Below are 16,231 nucleotides of genomic sequence, written 5' to 3' on the forward strand. Positions count from 1 at the left end.
AGCCTAGGGGCGCGGGGGCCCGGCGCCGGGAGCACGCCCCGGCGCCGAGACGACTCACTCGCCGCGGGAGACGCGCACCATCTCCTCACGCGGGACGACCTTCACGCGCGCCCGCTCCTGGGGCGCGCCGAGGCTGATCTCGTGCTCGTCGAGGCGGTGCCAGCCGTCCAGGTCGGTCCAGGCGACGCCGCGCTCGGCGAGCAGTGCCGGGATGGCCTCCTCGGACGGGTCTTCCGGGTGCCACCACGAGCCCTGGTCGTTGATCAGGTGACGGACGGTCTCCATGGCGTCGGACTTCGTGTGGCCGATGAGGCCGACCGGGCCGCGCTTGATCCAGCCGGTCGCGTACACGCCGGGGACGCGGTCGTTGGAGTCCTTCGCGAGCACCTGGCCCTCGTGGTTCGGGATGACGCCGTGCTTCTTGTCGAAGGGGACGCCCGGCAGCGGCGAGCCGAAGTATCCGATCGCGCGATACAGCGCCTGCACGGGTACCTCGCGCAGCTCACCGGTGCCGACCGCACCGCCCTGGCCGTCCGGCTGGGTGCGCTCGTACACGAGAGCCGCGACACGGCCGTTCTCGTCGGTGCGCACCTCGACCGGGCGCGCCCAGAAGTGCAGGTGCAGACGGCGCGAGGCGGTGCCGCCGGCGTTGTTGACGGAGTCGCGCTTGCGCCACGACTGCAGGATGCGGTCGATGACCATGACCTGCTTGTTGCTCGCGACCGCGTCCTTCGAGGCCTCGTCGTAGTCGAAGTCCTCGTCGTAGACGACCATGTCGACGTCGCGGAGCTCCCCCAGCTCGCGGAGCTCCAGCGGCGTGAACTTCACCTGGGCCGGGCCCCGGCGGCCGAACACGTGCACATCCGTGACGGCGCTCGCCTTGAGTCCCTCGTACACGTTCTCGGGGACCTCGGTGACGAGGAGGTCCTCCGCGTGCTTCGCGAGCATGCGGGAGACGTCGAGGGCGACGTTGCCGTTGCCGAGGACCGCCACCGACGCGGCGTCCAGCGGCCACTCGCGCGGCACGTCGGGGTGTCCGTCGAACCAGCTCACGTAGTCGGCGGCGCCGTAGGAGCCCACCGCGTCGATGCCGGGGATGTCCAGCGACGTGTCACGGATCGCCCCGGTGGCGAAGATGACCGCGTTGTAGTGCTTCTTGAGGTCGTCGAGCGTGATGTCCTCGCCGAACCGAACGTTGCCGAAGAGGCGGATGTCGCCACGGTCGAGCACGTCGCGCAGGGCGGTGATGATGCCCTTGATGCGGGGGTGGTCGGGGGCGACGCCGTACCGGACGAGCCCGTAGGGGGCGGGGAGCTGCTCGAACAGGTCGATGGACACGTCGAACTTGCGCTCGGCCTTCAACAGGATGTCCGCGGCGTAGATGCCTGCAGGGCCGGCGCCGACGATGGCCAGTCTCAGCTTGGTCATGGAGGTCCTTTCGTGTGCCGTCGCGGCGGACACCCGGGCCCGGGGCCCGTACGGTGTCAGCTGGAGCGCTCGGCGAGAGTCTCGGCGAATCGGGTGAGCGCTTCGCGCACGGTGCCGCGCGGAAGGGCGGTGAGGGCGTCGATCGCCTCCTGCGTCCACGCGTGGGCGAGCTCGAGGGTCTTCTGGGTGACGGCGTGGTCGCGGAGCTCGTCCAGCGGTCCGTCGAGGATCGCCGGGTCGGCGCCGTCGGCGATGAGGGCCACACCGTCGTCGATGCGGGCGGCGAGGTCGGCTGCGGCGTCGTCGTCCTCCGCCTTGAGCAGGAGGTATGGCATGGTCGGGACGCCCGCGCGCAGGTCGGTGCCCGGGACCTTGCCCGTCTCCTCGGGCTTGGCCGACAGGTCGATCACGTCGTCGAGGAGCTGGAAGGCGACGCCGATCTTCTCGCCGTAGACGCGCAGCGGCTCCTCGTACTCCGCCGGGGCGTTCGAGAAGATCACGCCGCCCTGGGTGGCCGCCGCGATCAGCGAACCGGTCTTGTCCGCGAGCACCTGGATGTAGAACGCGATCGGGTCGTCGTCCGGCTGCGGACCGAGGGTCTCGTGCATCTGCCCGAGGACGAGGCGCTCGAACGTGTCGGCCTGGAGCCGGATGGCGCGCTCGCCGAGCCGCGACATGAGCTGGCTGGCGCGCGAGAAGAGGATGTCGCCGGTGAGGATGGCGATGTTGTTGCCCCACACCGTCTGCGCGGCGGGGACACCGCGGCGGCGGTCCGCGCCGTCCATGACGTCGTCGTGATACAGCGAGCCGAGGTGCGTGATCTCCAGCGCCTTCGCGACGTCGATCACCTCTCGGGTGTTGCCGTCGCCGAGCTGGGCCGCGAGCAGCGTGAGGACGGGGCGGATGCGCTTGCCGCCGGCCTCGTACAGATAGCGGCTGGCGGCGTCGGCGAGGGGGTCGGCGACACGCACGTCGTCCGCGAGCCCGGTCTCGACCAGCTCCAGTCCGTCTTCGATGGTGCGGGCGATGCGACGCGCGGCGGGACCGACGAAGACGCGATCGCTGAAGCCGAGACGGCTCGCGAGTCGCGAACCCGGGGCGCTGGGGCTCGAAGTCACGCTCCCAGCCTACCTGCGTCGGGTGCCGCCGTTCGCGCCGTGCTCACGCGGGCTTGCGCGCCCGGTGCAGGGCCACGATGCCGAAGGTGAGGTTGCGGTAGGCGACATCCTGCCAGCCGGCCTCCCTGATCCATTCGGACAGCCGCTTCTGGTCGGGCCAGTCGCGGATCGACTCGTTCAGATAGTCGTAGGCGTCGCCGTTCGTTCCGGCGACCCGGGCCACGCGCGGGAGCACCTGCGCGTTGTAGAACCGGTAGGCCCCGCGGAACAGCTTCCCCGGAGGCGTGGAGAACTCGTTGATGACGAGGCGGCCGCCCGGCTTGGTCACCCGGTAGAGCTCGCGCAGCGCCTTCTTCGGGTCGTTCACGTTGCGCAGCGCGTACGACATCGTCACCGCGTCGAACTCCTCGTCCGCGAACGGCAGGGCGGTGGCATCCGCCTGCACGAAGGAGAGGTTGCGCATCGCTCCATGGCGACGCTGCCCCTCGGCGAGCATGCCGGGCGAGAAGTCCGCCGCGACGACCTGCGCGCCGCTGCGGGCGAGGGAGGCGGAGGAGGATGCCGTGCCCGCTCCGAGATCGAGGATGCGCTCCCCCGGCTTCGGGGCGACGGCGCGGGTGGTCGCGGCCCGCCACAGCGCGTCGTTGCCGAACGTCATCGCGGTGTTCGTGCGGTCATACCCGGCGGCGACCTGGTCGAACATGCCGCTGACGCGGGCGGGGTCCTTGCCGAGATCGGCGCGGTTCTTGTCGTTCGCGGTCACGCGTCCAGTCTAGGCGCGAGGTCCAGCGCTTCGAGTCGGTCCAGCCAGGGATCGGCCGTGGCGTCGTCGAACGGCGCCGTGCGTTCCCTGACCCTCGTCTCGAGGTCGAGCGCCAGCTCCTCCAGATGCCGCATGACGGGGGCCGGGTAGCCGTAGCGGGCGCTGTGCTCCGCCCACTCGTCGCGGTCGTCGACCCAGGTGCCGCGCTCGCCCTCCACACGGACGACGTCGAGGTCCATGTCGATGCCCGTCGCGAGCAGCGGGTCGTCCGACCACCGCACGTCCCACCCGAGATCGATGTAGACACGCATCCCCCGGGGGTGCCGGCGATTGACGGTGAGCGCGAAGTCGGCGCTCGGCGGGACAAGGGTGACGTTCGGCGTGGCCGCGTGGAACTCCGCCCCCGGGCGGGCGCTGTGCCAGCCGGTGGGCTGCCCCATCCAGTCGCCCCACCGGTCGGCACCGAGGTACACGCACTCGTGGCGCCAGTGCGGCGACCCGTCCCACTTGCGCCACTGGAAGATCATCTCGGCACCGGCTGCGGGACGCGCATCGCTCATCCGCCCACCCTACGTCCGCGGAATAGGCTGGAGTCGTGCAGCACACCCCCCTGGTCGTGGAGACCCGAGAGATCGATCCGGTCGAAGACCTCCTCTCCTTCGCGGACCCCGCCCGCCCGCTCGCCTGGTTCCGCCGCGGCGACGGGATCGTGGCGGTGGGTGATCCGGTCGCCGAGCTCCGCCCGTCGGCCGAGGAGGGGCGCACCCGCGCCGAGACCCTCGCGGCGCTCTGGCAGGGGCTCGCGGCGGCGGCCGAGTTCTCCGATCCGCTGCGTCTCCCCGGAACCGGACTCGTCGCGTTCGGGGCCTTCACCTTCGACGAGGACTCGCGCGCCGACAGCGTGCTCGTCATCCCGTCGCGGATCCTCGGCCGCCACGGCGACCGCTTCTGGGAGACCCGCATCCACCGCTCCGACGACGAGCGTGCGCCGGGTGCCGTCGAGGCCGCGGAGTACGGACCGCACTGGGCGGGCACCGTGGGCCCCGGAGCGCAGAGCCCCCAGGGCTACCAGGACGCCGTGCGGGGCGCGCTGGCCCGCATCGCGGACGGCGAGCTCAGCAAGGTGGTCCTCGCCCGCGACCTCCAGGGCACCATCCCCGCGGGCTCCGACCTGCGGCGACTCGTCCGCGCGCTGGCCACCGGATACCCGGACACCTGGGTCTTCGCGGTCGACGGACTGATCGGCGCGAGCCCGGAGACCCTCGTCACGGTGCAGGACCGGACGGTGACCGCTCGTGTGCTGGCCGGAACGATCGGGCGCGGGGCCGACGCCGACGCGGACACCGCCGCCTCCGCGCACCTCGCCTCCAGCACCAAGGACCTCGACGAGCACCAGTACGCCGTGCAGAGCGTGCTCGCGTCCCTCCGCCCGTACACCAGGGCCCTGGCGGCGAGCGAGCAGCCCTTCCTGCTCAAGCTGCCCAACCTCTTCCACCTCGCGACCGATGTGGAAGGCGAGCTGGAGAACGGCCGCTCGGCCCTCGACCTCGTGCGCGCACTCCACCCGACCGCGGCCGTCGCCGGCACCCCGACACCGACGGCCATCGCCGCCATCCGGGAGCTCGAACCGTTCGACCGCGAGCGCTACGCCGGACCGGTCGGCTGGGTCGACGCGGACGGCAACGGCGAGTGGGCCATCGCCCTGCGGTGCGCGCAATTCACGACGACGGACGACGCGATCGCGGTCACCGCCTACGCCGGGGCCGGGATCGTCGCCGGATCCGATCCCGAGAGCGAGCTCCTCGAGACCCGGGTGAAGTTCCGCCCGCTCGTCGACGCGCTGGCCTGAGCCCCCCCCGGTCAGCTCGCGGCGAGGCGCTTCTTCTCGGCCTCGACGTCGAAGTCGGCGACCGGCCACTGCGGATCGATGTCCTCAAGGGCGGCCAGCAGCAGTTCCTGCACGGCCAGCCGCGCGTACCACTTCGCGTTCGCCGGCACGACGTACCAGGGCGCAGCCTCGGTCGACGTGCGATCGAAGACGGTCTGGTACGCCTCCATGTACTGCGGCCACAGCATCCGCTCGTCGACGTCGCCCGGGTTGTACTTCCAGTGCTTGTCCGGGCGCTCCAGGCGCTCCATCAGCCGCGCCTTCTGCTCCTCCGGGGAGATGTGCAGCATGACCTTGACGATGCGGACGCCGGACGCCGCGACGCGCTCCTCGAACGCGTTGATCGCGTCGTAGCGCCGCTCGATCTCGGGGGCGTCGGCGAGCTGCCGCACCCGTCCGATGAGCACGTCCTCATAGTGCGAGCGGTCGAAGACCCCGATGAACCCGGGCTCCGGCAGCCTCTTCTCGACGCGCCACAGGAAGTCGTGCTGCCGCTCCTCCGCCGTCGGCGCCTTGAACGCGGCGAGCGCGACGCCCTGCGGATCGACGCCCCCGACCACGTGCCGGACGATGCCGCCCTTGCCTGCGGAGTCCATCGCCTGCAGGACGAGCAGCACCGCGTCCTGCGCCGTGCCCACCCGACTCTCGGCGAACAGCCGCTCCTGCAGGTCGTTCAGGCGTTCGAGACCGGCTTCGAGGTCGGCCGTGCCGCGGGACTTGCCGTGGTCGTAGCCGGGCTTGCTGTCGGGATCGACGTCGGCGAGGCGGAAGCCGGGCCGCACCCGCAGGTTCTGCGTCCAGGTGTGCGCGTTCATACGCACATGATGCCAGTCACCGCGGCAGCGGCACCTCGATGATCTGGCGACCGCCACGCGGCGTCGTCAGCGCCTGGTCGAGAGCGGTCCGCGTGGTGACCCGCTGATACTCCCAGCCGTAGGCGAGCGCGAGGTGCTCCAGGCGCACCCCGTGCGGGGTGTAGAACACGCGATCGAGGTGCGCGGCCGGCGCGGTGCCCGCCACCTCCAGGCCGTCGAAGATCGTGCCACCGCCGTCGTTGCCGACGATGATCTGGAGTCGCGGCTCCGTCTCGTCGCTCGGGAACAGCAGCGCACCGACGTCGTGGAGGAACGCGAGGTCGCCGAGCAGCACCCGGGTCACGCCCGGAGCCCCGGCGGCCTGGCTGGCGACGGCGATGCCCGTGGCGGTGGCGATCGTGCCGTCGATCCCGGCGAGACCGCGGTTGGCGTGCACGGGGACCTTCTTGCCGCCGAGCACCTCGTCGGCGACGCGGACCAGGCGGGACGACCCGAACACCAGACGGTCATGCGGCCAGGTGGCCCGCCACACCGCATCCACGAGGCGCTCGCGATCGAGCGGGCGCCGCACGGCGTCGAGCTCCGCGCGCACAGCGTCGCGGCGGGCGGCGAAGTCGGTGGAGGAGAGTCCTTCGGTGTCCGGGGCGTTCTCGCTGAGATCAACGGCCTCGTCGGCGGCGGCCCGCATCCACGCGCCGAGCCACTCCCGGTCGGTCTCCCCCTGGGCGACCGTGACGGCCGCGACGGCGCGCGTGCGGTGATTCAGATTCAGCTCCTCGCCGCCCCTGCGGACCGCGATCACCTCCACGTCCGCGCGGGACAGCAGCCGTGCGGCCTCGCGGCTGAGCGTCGGGTGTCCGAGCACGACCACCCGTTCGATGCGTCCGCCGAGGTCGTCGCGGGACAGCAGTCGGCGATACCCGTGCACCACCTGGCGTCCGAAGCGTGCGCCGCTGACGATCTCCGCGATGAGCGGCCACCCGCCGGCATGGGCGATCTCCTCCGCCGCGGCACCCGCATCGGCGCCCGCGAGGACCACTGTGCGCGGCCCGCGCTCCAGCGCGAACGCCTCCGGCTCCGGCAGGCGCGGCGCCTCCCCCAGCGTCAGCGTCCGTGCCGGCATCGCGCCCGACAGCGGTTCCCGGGACGGCAGGTTCAGGTGCACGGGGCCGGCGACGCCGGGAAGCCCGGACTCGGGTTCCGCCGCCCCGAGCGCGAGGGCGACCACGCGCGCGGCGAGGCCGTCCCACGCGCCGTCTCCGGGAACGGGCGCGTCGATCTGCGCCCGGACCCAGGGGTGGAAGAGGCCCTCCTGGATGGTCGCCTGATTCGCACCGACTCCCCGCAGCTCGGGAGGCCGGTCCGCGGTGAGCAGCAGCAGCGGCACCCCGGAGTGGAAGGCCTCCATCGTGGCCGGGAGGAGGTTCGCGACAGCCGTGCCGCTGGTGCACACGAGCGCGACGGGGACCCGGGTCTCCCGTGCGATGCCCAGGGCGGTGAACCCGGCGACCCGCTCGTCGATCCGCACGTGCACGCGCAGCGTGCCCTCGTCGGCGAAGGCCGCCGCGGCGAGCGCGAGAGCCTGTGACCGCGAGCCGGGAGACAGCACGACATCACGGACGCCGTGGGACACGAGGTCGGCGAACAGGGAGGCCGCGGCCTCCATCGCCGGCGACGACGTCACGGGCGCGGATCCGCGGCGGGCGGCTCGTCGGTCTCCTCGTCGAGCCGCGCGAGCTCCTCCTCGAGACGACGGATGCGGGCGTCCTGCTCCGCCTTGCTGATGCTGCGCAGGAACGCGGGGTCGTCGTCGGGAGCGACGGTGCGCGGCACGCCCTGGTCGTTCGCCCGGCGACGGCCGATGACGAACCAGAGGATCCCGCCGATGACGGGGATGAGGACGACGATGGCGACCCAGGCGGCCTTGGGCACGCCCCGGTGCCGCGTCGCCGGCTGCACGGCACAGTCGACGATGCTGTACACCCAGAACACGGCGGCGAGGAAGCCGCCGACGATCAGTAGTCTCGCCACCCCTCCAGTGTAGGCATGTCGGGGTCGGACGGGCCCGGGGCGGGCAAAGCGTCCGTTGCTAGACTGCGCGGGACATGCCGCCCCTCGCCCCCGTCCCGACGCCGCGAGCGCGCGCCGAGCGGGTCCTGCAGAGCCGGATCGTCATCGCCGTCGGCCTCGCGCTCCTGCTCGTCGTCGGCGCGTGGTCGGCCTCGCACGGGACGGCGGATGCGCACGCGACCCTGTGCCTCGCCCCCGGCGTCTCGCAGCCGATCGACACCCCGGCTGCGGGACCGGTCACCGAGGTCCCACCGGCGGATCCGGCCGCCGCGGCGGCGTGCGCGGCGGCAGCTATCTGCTGCGTCGCCCTCGTCCTTCTCTTCCGGCACCTGCGCACCAGAAGCGGCCTGCGGTTCCGCGATCTCCTCCCCCGGGCGACCACACGGTTCCGCGCCGGCCCCCGCCCGTTCCTGTCCGCGGTCTCGCTCATCCAGCTCTCCATCTCCCGCACCTGATCCGACGCCGGCTCCGGCCGCCTCCGCGGCACCCCTCGTCGTATCACCCGTGTTTGGAGACCCCATGAAGACCCCCGTCAAGGCGACCCTCATCGCCGTCGCCGTCGCCGTCGTGCTGCTCGTCGTCGGCATCGTCTATGCCCTCAGCCAGCAGCCCGCGCAGCCCGACCCCGAGGCCGGCGAGAAGCTGCCCACCGTCCGCACCGACTCCCACGTGCTCGACGAGGGCGGCCCCGACGCCGTCACGGTCGTCGAGTTCCTCGACTTCGAGTGCGAGGCCTGCGGCGCGTTCTACCCGATCGTGGAGGAGTTGCGCGCCACCTACGACGGCGACATCCGGTACGTCACCCGGTACTTCCCCCTGCCCGGGCACGTGAACTCGACCCAGGCCGCGCTGGCCGCCGAGGCCGCCGCGCAGCAGGGCCGCTACGAGGACATGTTCCACCGCCTGTTCGAGACGCAGACGCAGTGGGGCGAGCAGTCGACGGAGACGCCGGAGGTGTTCCGTGCGTTCGCCGAGGAGCTCGGGCTCGACCTGGCCGCGTACGACGCCGCGGTCGCGGATCCGGCAACCCTCGCCCGTGTGCAGCAGGACAAGCGCGACGGCGAGCGGCTGGGCGTGAGCAGCACCCCGACCTTCTTCGTCGACGGCGAGAAGGTCGAGCTCGTCGAGTGGAACGACCTGGAGGAGGCGATCGCCGCGGCCGTCGCCGAGTGATCCGGTCGGTGGGGTCACCCAGCGGCGGCCCCACCTCTACGCTGAGCGCATGACCTCGGAGCGCCCCTCGTCAGCCCGGCTCCTGTTCGGGGCCCTGCGGACCACGCCGGCGACGCTGACGATGATCGGTCTCGTGCTGCTCACGGGCGTGGTCTGGCAGGGGCTGTGGCGGCCGTTCGAGGACTCGGCCCTCTTCCCCGCCGTCGCCTATGGGCTGCCGAGCCTGGCTGAGGGCAAGTGGTGGACGCCGGTCACGGGGACGTTCTTCGTCAACCAGCCCTGGGTGTACCTCTTCACCATCGCCGGGTTCTGGGGTATGGGCTACCTGGAGCACCGCCGCGGCACCCGGGTCGCCCTCGCCTACTTCACGGTCGGACAGCTCTTCGCGATCTTCGCGACCGCTCTGTTCCTGCTGCTGGTGTCGCAGCTGCCGTGGGCGTGGGCGCAGACCCAGGCGCAGGCCCTCGACGTCGGCGCGTCCGGCGGCACCATGGCGTGCATCGCCGCCGCCCTCGGGCTGTTCCGTCCGCCGTGGCGGGTGCGCGCGTGGCTGGTGCTCCTCGGATTCATGTTCGTCGCGATGATGTTCTGGGGAAAGCTCGCCGACCTGGAGCATCTGTTCGCGGTGCTGCTCGTCCTCTTCGTCGACCGGAGCCTGCGCGTGCGGCGCACGACGGTCCGGGAGCAGCGGCTGATCGCCGTGATGGCCGTGCTCACGCTCGTGGCCATCGAGATCATCACGGTCCTCGTGCCGACCGATGGCCCGTTCGGCCCCACGGACCCGGCATCGGGCGGATTCATCGACACGGCGATCGACGTCGCGGTGATCCTGGTCATCGCGAACGGCCTGCGGCGCGGTCGCCGCTGGGCGTGGGTCGTCGCCGTCATCCTCGGACCTCTCAACGTGCTGGCCGCCACCCTCGTGCTGGTCCTCATCATCCTCACGAGCGAAGCACAGCTCGAGATGGTGATCGACGCGGAGACCGAGCTCACGCTCGCCACGGGCGTGCTCTGGGCTCTCGTGCTCGTGTATCTCGTCGCGGTGCGGCGGGCGTTCCGCGCACGGCGCACGACGGCTCTGGGCCGGCAGCCCGCCCCGACCGCAGACGAACTCCGGCGCGAACTGCGGGCGCACGGCGGGGGCACCCTGTCCTGGATGACGACCTGGGAGGGCAACGGCTACGCCCGCGTGGACGGCGGGATCGTGGCCTATCAGCGCCGCAACGGCGTCGCCCTGGCCCTCGCCGACCCGATCGGGCCGGCGGAGTCCCGTGCGGCGGCGGTGCGCGACTTCATCCGCACGGCCGAGGACGCCGGACTCGTGCCGTGCTTCTTCAGTGCGGACGAGGCGACGAGAGAGGCGGTCCCGGAGACCTGGCGCAGCCTGGTGGTGGCGGACGACACGATCGTCGACCTCCCGGGTCTCACCTTCACCGGCAAGCGCTGGCAACCGGTGCGCACCTCCCTCAACCGGGCGGGGCGGGAGCAGATGACCTTCCGGCTCACCCACCTCGCCGCGGAGACCTGGGGCCTGCGGCAGCAGCTCCGCGCGATCTCGGAGGCGTGGGTCGGCGACAAGGACCTTCCGGAGATGCGGTTCACGCTCGGGACCCTGGAGGAGGCGGAGGACCCCGAGGTCCGCCTCGCGCTCGCGATCGCTCCGAACGGCGACGTCGACGGCTTCCTCTCCTGGCTGCCCGTGTACGGGGAGGGCGGGGTGGTGCGCGGCTGGACCCTCGACCTCATGCGACGCCGCGAGGGCGGTTTCGGACCGGTGATGGAGTACCTGATCGGCGCCTCCGCCCAGCAGTTCTCGGAGGAGGGCGCCGAGATCATGTCGCTCTCCGGCGCTCCGCTCGCGCACGACTACCCGCCGGACGCGGGCGTGATCGCCGCGTTGAGCGAGCGTCTCGCCGACGCGCTCGAGCCCGTCTACGGCTTCCGTTCGCTGCACCGTTTCAAGGAGAAGTTCCACCCCCGCTACGAGACCCTCTACCTCCTCTTCCGCGACGAGAGCGACCTCACCCGTATCGGCGGAGCCCTCACCCGGGCCTTCCTCCCCGATGCCACGCTGCGGCAGTTCGCCGGGGCGGGGGTGGAGCTCGTCCGCGGGGAGCGCTGACCCCGCGGACCATCGACGCTGCGCCGGGTCCTTCTGCTCAGAGCCGCGCCTCGGCCACCTCGACGGCCTCCTGCGCCTGCGGCTCACGCTTCGCCGTGTTCGCGATGTGCGCCCGCGCGACGACCAGTGCGGCGACGACCATGATCCCGACGCCCAGCCAGTACGGCGCGGCATGGCTGACCGCGGTATAGAGGGCGGCCGCGATCAACGGGGCGATCGTGCCCATCGCGGCGTTGAGGGACTGCGTGGCCCCTCCGAGCCAGCCCTGCTCGTCGTCGCCGACGGCGTTGGACATCGCCCCGTCCATCGCAGCCTGCGCCGCGCCCTGACCGGCGGCGAGCAGGAGCGCCCCGACGATGAAGAGCCACGGCTGGGCGAGCAGCGAGGCCACGATCGCGAGGCCGGCGAGACCGACCGCCTGCGCGGTGATGGCGCTGACGATCACGCCGCGCTCCCCCATCCGCGGCAGCAGGATGCCGAGCAGCACGCCCTGGATGAGGATGTCGATGATGCCCACGCCTGCCGTGAGCAGGCCGATCTGCGTCGGCCCCCACTGGGTGGCGTCGAGGGCCAGCACGCTGAAGTTGTTCACGAAGAATCCGAACGGCAGCGCGAGCAGTGCGAACGCGATCATCAGCCCGCGGAGCTCGGGCCGACCGAACGCGGTACGGAACACCCCGAACGGCTGGACGTCGCGGAGAGCGATCCGGGCAATGCGGTTCTCCGGCCGCAGGCTCTCGGGCAGCAGGAAGATGCTGAGGACCGCGATCGTGAGCCCGACCGCCGCGGTGAGGAACACGGGCAGGCGCAGGTCGATCGCGGCGAGCAGACCGCCGATGGCGGGGCCGATCATGGTGCCGATGCCGGTCAGCGCGCCGAGGAGGCCGAAGCGCTGCGCGCGCTTCTCGGGCGGCGTGATGTCGGCCAGGTAGGCGAACAGCGCGGGGAGGTCTCCGGCCGTCAGCCCCTGGATGACACGGGCGAGCACGAGCACCCAGATCGCCCCGCCCACGCCGAACAGCGCCATCGAGAAGGCCGCGCCGAACGCCGCGACGATGATGACGGGTCGTCGTCCGAACCGGTCGGAGAGCCGCCCCAGGAGCGGTGCGGCGAGGAAGGCGCACAGGCCGTTGACCGCTTCCAGCACGCCGACCCAGAGAGCGAGGTCGTGTTCGTGCGCGACGTACTGCAGCACGACGAACGGCAGGACAGGAAGGACGACGGTCATGCCGATGACCGTGAGCATCGTCAGGACGACGAGCATGACCCAGGCGCGGCCGGCGCCGCGAACGGGGAGATGAGGTGAAGTCATACCGAAAGTGTATCGATACCAGTTTTGGTGTCAATACAGTTTTGGTTCGGACGCGCGATAAGGTGGCCGCATGACGACGCCCCCGCCCCCGGGCCGCCGCGAGCGCAAGAAGGCCGCGACCCGCAAGAACATCTCCGACGTGGCCACCCGGATGTTCCTGGAGCGCGGGTTCGACAACGTGAGCATCCGCGAGGTCGCCGACGCCGCCGACGTTTCCCCCACCACCGTGTTCGCCCACTTCCCGCAGAAGGAGGCTCTCGTCTTCGACGAGGACGACGAGCAGCGCGATCGCCTCGTCTCGGCGGTGCGCGACCGGCCGACCGGCGTGACGATCAACCGGGCCATCCACGACTTCTACGCCGCCGAGGTCGGCGCCAACCTCGACGAGCACGGCGACGACGTGGCCCGCGTCTTCCTGCGCTTCCTCAACGAGACCCCGGCGCTCCGCGACTACGCGTCGAAGATGTGGCTGCGCCATGAGGATGCGCTCGCCGCGGCCATCGCCGACGAGCTCGGCATCCCGACCCCCACTCCCGAGGTCCGGGTGTACGCGCGGTTCGTCCTGCAGATGCAGATCCTCGTCACCGAGAGCGACGACCAGCAGGCGGTGCTCGACGCCGGCTCCGCGCTCCTCGAACACGGCTGGGCCCCGATCGAGGAGCAGCTCACCGGCTCGCGGAGCGCACAGACGGGTCCGGACGTCAGTCCTCGCGGGGGCGCCGCCGCAGGCTCTTGACGTCGGTGCGGCGGTGCTTCGCCGTCAGCCGCCGCTCCTTCGATCCCCGACTCGGCTTCGTCGCCCGTCGGGCCGGCGCCGGCGGACGTATCGCCTCCGCGACGAGCGCGGCGAGCCGTTCCCTGGCTGCTTCCCGATTGCGCAACTGTGCGCGGTGCTCGGACGCGGCGATCGTCAGCACGCCGTCGACCAGCCGTCCGCGGAGCCGCTCCAGGATCCGCTCGCGCTGCGTCGGCGACACGGCCCCCGAATGCGCCGCATCCCACACCAGCTCGACCCGGGAGTCCGTGGTGTTCACGCCCTGACCGCCAGGCCCCGACGATCGGGAGAACCGCCAGGACAGCTCGGCATCCGGGATCGTCAGACCCGCGGAGACCCGGAGTCCGGGGCGAGGGGCGGAAGGCATGCCTCCATCATCCGGGATGAGCGGCCGAGCATGGGACCGAGTGGACGCGACGGCGGGAGTCGAACCCGCAACGCCTCCGGATATGAGCCGGGGCCCGGGACCGCCCGGATCGCCGCGATGGGGATGACGTTACCCGGCCGTGATCCTCCCCGCCAGGACCGTTGCCTGGGATAACACCATGAGTCGCCGGATGACGAGAACCGCTAGCGTCGCTGCCGCGCGTCGTCAACCGGTTCGACCGCGCCGCGCCGCCCCCGTACCGTCGCTCGCACCGATGACGCCCGAGCAGGAGGCCGACATGTCCGAATCTCAGCACAACGACAAGACCCCGACGCCGATGGCGGAGGCCGGAGAGCCGCAGGCGCGGCTGGAGGCCGAGGCCCGCCGCGCGATCGTGACCGGTGCCGACTCCGGGATCGGTCGTGCCACCGCCGTCGCCCTCGCCGCAGCGGGTATCGACGTCGGCATCACCTGGCACAGCGACGAGGCCGGCGCCCAGGAGACCGCGGACGAGGTGCGCAGCCACGGCGCCCGCGCGGTGGTGACGCAGCTCGACGTCTCCGACATCCCCGCCTGCGGCGACGTGATCGACGGGCTGATCGCAGAGCTCGGCGGCGTCGACGTGTTCGTCAACAACGCGGGTGCCGGACTCCAGACCCCGTTCCTCGACGTCACGCTCGACGAGTGGAACCGTGTGCTCGACACCGACCTCACCGGCGCCTTCGTCTGCCTGCAGCGAGCGGCCCGGTCGATGGTCGCCGCGGGGCGCGGCGGACGTCTCATCGCCGTCACCAGCGTGCACGAGCACCAGCCGATGGTGGGGGCGAGCGCGTACGACACCGCCAAGCATGGTCTCGGCGGACTCATGAAGAACCTCGCACTCGAGCTCGGCCGGTACGGGATCAGCGCCGTGAGCGTGGCCCCCGGTGAGATCGCGACCCCGATGACCGGGCAGACCGACACCGACCCGCACGCCGAGGACCGTCCCGGCATTCCGCTCGGCCGCCCGGGCGATGCCCGCGAGGTCGCCGCCCTGATCGCGTTCCTCGCGTCGCCCGAGGCCGCGTACATCTCCGGCGCCTCGGTCGTGATCGACGGCGGCATGCTCCAGATGGGGCCCCAGGCGGGTGCGGCGATCGAGAGCCACGACTGGCGCACGGTCTGAGCACGACACAGGCGGCGTCGAGGAGGGCGGACGCTGAGGTGTGGCCCGCACCCGAACGAGCCACACCCCCAGTGCGTTGCACTGCCGGATGCGAGCATCCGGTGAACCGCCACCGTGAGGCGACGGCCACCTCGCGGCGGTACTGGCCCCCACCAGCGGACCGCGAGGAGTCGTCGAGCGCGACTCCATGAAGATCAGCACTCAACACGTAACACGATACAACTGTCTGTTCGATCGTGCGAATCGACCTAGGTCAATCCGTGAAAATTCGCATGCGGTCTCCGGATCGGCGACGATGGACGGATGCGCTGGCCGTGGAACACGATGTGGCGCCCGATGCGTCGGCGCCGCCGGCGGGGCGGCATCGAGCTGCGCTGGCTCACCGCCCGCTCGTGGACGCAGCGCTGGTACCCCCAGGGCATCGACGTCGGCGAGCGCCGCGGACGGCGCGCCCTCGCGGTGAGCTGGTTCCGCCAGGATCGCACCGGTCGCCACCTCGCCTCGCGGGTCGTCCTCGTGGATCGGGCGCGCGCCCGCCGCATCGACATCGTGCTGGCGGTCGCCGACGACGACGGCGTCCTGCAGCCCGCGCCCATCCATGCGGGCGGTCTCGCCTGGTTCGGCGACCGCCTGTTCGCGGCGGCGACAGGGCAGGGCATCTGGGAGTTCGACCTGGGTGCGCTCCGGCGCGTGCACGGCACGGAGGCGCAGCGGATCCGCGGAGGCACGAGCCGCCGGGACCGGCGGACGACGGTCGTCGCGGTGCGGACCCGTCGTCACCCGGTGGCGCTGCGGTGCTCCTTCCTCGGTCGCGTGTTCGACGCGGACGGGACGCCGCTCCCCCGCGTGCTCATCGGCGAGTACCGGGGTCGGGAGACCGGGGCTATCGGCGAGTTCACGATCCCCGACGGCACCGACGACGGCTTCGTCGAACACGAGCGGTTCACTCCCGGCATCCGGCACATGCAGGGGGCCGTGCGGTGGGGCGACCGCTACTTCGTGTCGCAGTCCGACCACCTGCGCCCCGGGATGCTGTGGTCGGGACCTCGCCAGGCCCTCACCCGACACCCGGTGGCCCTGCCGGTCGGCTGCGAGGATCTGGCCCTCGACCCGGATGACGAGCTGCTGTGGACCCTGGGGGAACACCCGTGGCGGCGCGTGGTGCGGGGCATCCCGTTCGCGAGCCTCGGACTCCGGCGTCACAGCGGGAGCACGGAGCGGCGAACGTAGACTGA

General features: G+C 71.9%; 16 protein-coding genes and 1 tRNA gene. 7 read left to right on the forward strand and 10 right to left on the reverse strand.

Features of this window, described 5'->3' with window-relative positions:
• Positions 1-54 precede the first annotated feature (54 nt).
• From BV453_RS11005 to BV453_RS11020, 4 genes are read right to left on the reverse strand one after another with little or no spacing between them, the layout of a single operon-like run.
• A complete protein-coding gene (locus BV453_RS11005; RefSeq protein WP_062632898.1) occupies positions 55-1,428 on the reverse strand; it encodes an FAD-dependent oxidoreductase in 1,374 nt (457 codons plus the stop codon).
• A gap of 56 nt (positions 1,429-1,484) precedes the next feature.
• On the reverse strand, positions 1,485-2,546 hold the full coding sequence (locus BV453_RS11010) for a polyprenyl synthetase family protein (RefSeq protein ID WP_060921235.1): 1,062 nt from the start codon (positions 2,544-2,546) through the stop codon (positions 1,485-1,487).
• A gap of 43 nt (positions 2,547-2,589) precedes the next feature.
• A complete protein-coding gene (locus BV453_RS11015; RefSeq protein WP_062765270.1) occupies positions 2,590-3,309 on the reverse strand; it encodes a class I SAM-dependent methyltransferase in 720 nt (239 codons plus the stop codon).
• Positions 3,306-3,869 (reverse strand): DUF402 domain-containing protein, encoded by a 564-nt coding sequence (locus BV453_RS11020; protein ID WP_085606400.1) that lies wholly within the window; start codon positions 3,867-3,869, stop codon positions 3,306-3,308. Before BV453_RS11020 ends, BV453_RS11015 begins: the two co-directional genes overlap by 4 nt.
• A gap of 35 nt (positions 3,870-3,904) precedes the next feature.
• Between BV453_RS11020 and BV453_RS11025 the strand changes: the two genes are divergently transcribed.
• Positions 3,905-5,158, forward strand: coding sequence for an isochorismate synthase (locus BV453_RS11025; RefSeq protein WP_249521587.1), 1,254 nt, complete (start codon positions 3,905-3,907; stop codon positions 5,156-5,158).
• A gap of 11 nt (positions 5,159-5,169) precedes the next feature.
• On the opposite strand, the gene BV453_RS11030 is transcribed toward BV453_RS11025, so the two are convergent.
• From BV453_RS11030 to BV453_RS11040, 3 genes are read right to left on the reverse strand one after another with little or no spacing between them, the layout of a single operon-like run.
• The gene (locus tag BV453_RS11030; RefSeq protein ID WP_085606404.1) at positions 5,170-6,012 is read right to left on the reverse strand and encodes a polyphosphate kinase 2 family protein; all 843 of its coding nucleotides are present in this window, start codon (positions 6,010-6,012) and stop codon (positions 5,170-5,172) included.
• A gap of 16 nt (positions 6,013-6,028) precedes the next feature.
• Positions 6,029-7,678 (reverse strand): 2-succinyl-5-enolpyruvyl-6-hydroxy-3-cyclohexene-1-carboxylic-acid synthase, encoded by a 1,650-nt coding sequence (menD, locus tag BV453_RS11035; RefSeq protein WP_249521681.1) that lies wholly within the window; start codon positions 7,676-7,678, stop codon positions 6,029-6,031.
• Positions 7,679-7,692: 14 nt separating this feature from the next.
• Positions 7,693-8,043, reverse strand: a complete 351-nt coding sequence (locus BV453_RS11040) for a PLD nuclease N-terminal domain-containing protein (protein WP_025102432.1) — start codon at positions 8,041-8,043, stop codon at positions 7,693-7,695.
• A gap of 74 nt (positions 8,044-8,117) precedes the next feature.
• Here BV453_RS11040 and BV453_RS11045 point away from each other — a divergent pair, with 74 nt between their 5' ends.
• From BV453_RS11045 to BV453_RS11055, 3 genes are all read left to right on the forward strand, one after another.
• Positions 8,118-8,537 carry a hypothetical protein gene (locus BV453_RS11045; protein ID WP_249521588.1) on the forward strand — a complete coding sequence of 140 codons (420 nt, stop codon included), beginning with the start codon at positions 8,118-8,120 and terminating at the stop codon, positions 8,535-8,537.
• A gap of 64 nt (positions 8,538-8,601) precedes the next feature.
• A complete protein-coding gene (locus BV453_RS11050) occupies positions 8,602-9,255 on the forward strand; it encodes a thioredoxin domain-containing protein (protein WP_062765287.1) in 654 nt (217 codons plus the stop codon).
• Positions 9,256-9,304: 49 nt separating this feature from the next.
• Positions 9,305-11,377, forward strand: a complete 2,073-nt coding sequence (locus BV453_RS11055; RefSeq protein WP_249521589.1) for a bifunctional lysylphosphatidylglycerol flippase/synthetase MprF — start codon at positions 9,305-9,307, stop codon at positions 11,375-11,377.
• 37 nt (positions 11,378-11,414) lie between these two features.
• Here the strand turns inward: BV453_RS11055 and BV453_RS11060 are convergent, their stop codons facing one another.
• A complete protein-coding gene (locus tag BV453_RS11060) occupies positions 11,415-12,689 on the reverse strand; it encodes an MFS transporter (RefSeq protein ID WP_249521590.1) in 1,275 nt (424 codons plus the stop codon).
• Positions 12,690-12,759: 70 nt separating this feature from the next.
• Between BV453_RS11060 and BV453_RS11065 the strand changes: the two genes are divergently transcribed.
• Positions 12,760-13,425, forward strand: a complete 666-nt coding sequence (locus tag BV453_RS11065; protein ID WP_062765296.1) for a TetR/AcrR family transcriptional regulator — start codon at positions 12,760-12,762, stop codon at positions 13,423-13,425.
• Here the strand turns inward: BV453_RS11065 and arfB are convergent.
• Positions 13,391-13,831: an alternative ribosome rescue aminoacyl-tRNA hydrolase ArfB gene (gene arfB, locus BV453_RS11070; protein WP_249521591.1), complete on the reverse strand. Its 441-nt coding sequence runs from the start codon at positions 13,829-13,831 to the stop codon at positions 13,391-13,393. The genes BV453_RS11065 and arfB overlap by 35 nt on opposite strands.
• A gap of 41 nt (positions 13,832-13,872) precedes the next feature.
• Positions 13,873-13,948 (reverse strand) — tRNA-Met (locus BV453_RS11075).
• 220 nt (positions 13,949-14,168) lie between these two features.
• Between BV453_RS11075 and BV453_RS11080 the strand changes: the two genes are divergently transcribed.
• Positions 14,169-14,996: an SDR family oxidoreductase gene (locus tag BV453_RS11080; protein WP_249521682.1), complete on the forward strand. Its 828-nt coding sequence runs from the start codon at positions 14,169-14,171 to the stop codon at positions 14,994-14,996.
• Between the two features lie 303 nt (positions 14,997-15,299).
• Positions 15,300-16,226, forward strand: coding sequence for a hypothetical protein (locus BV453_RS11085; RefSeq protein ID WP_249521592.1), 927 nt, complete (start codon positions 15,300-15,302; stop codon positions 16,224-16,226).
• The last annotated feature ends 5 nt before the right edge of the window (positions 16,227-16,231 follow it).

Source organism: Microbacterium sp. ER1 (assembly GCF_023383675.1).
Lineage (GTDB): Bacteria > Actinomycetota > Actinomycetes > Actinomycetales > Microbacteriaceae > Microbacterium.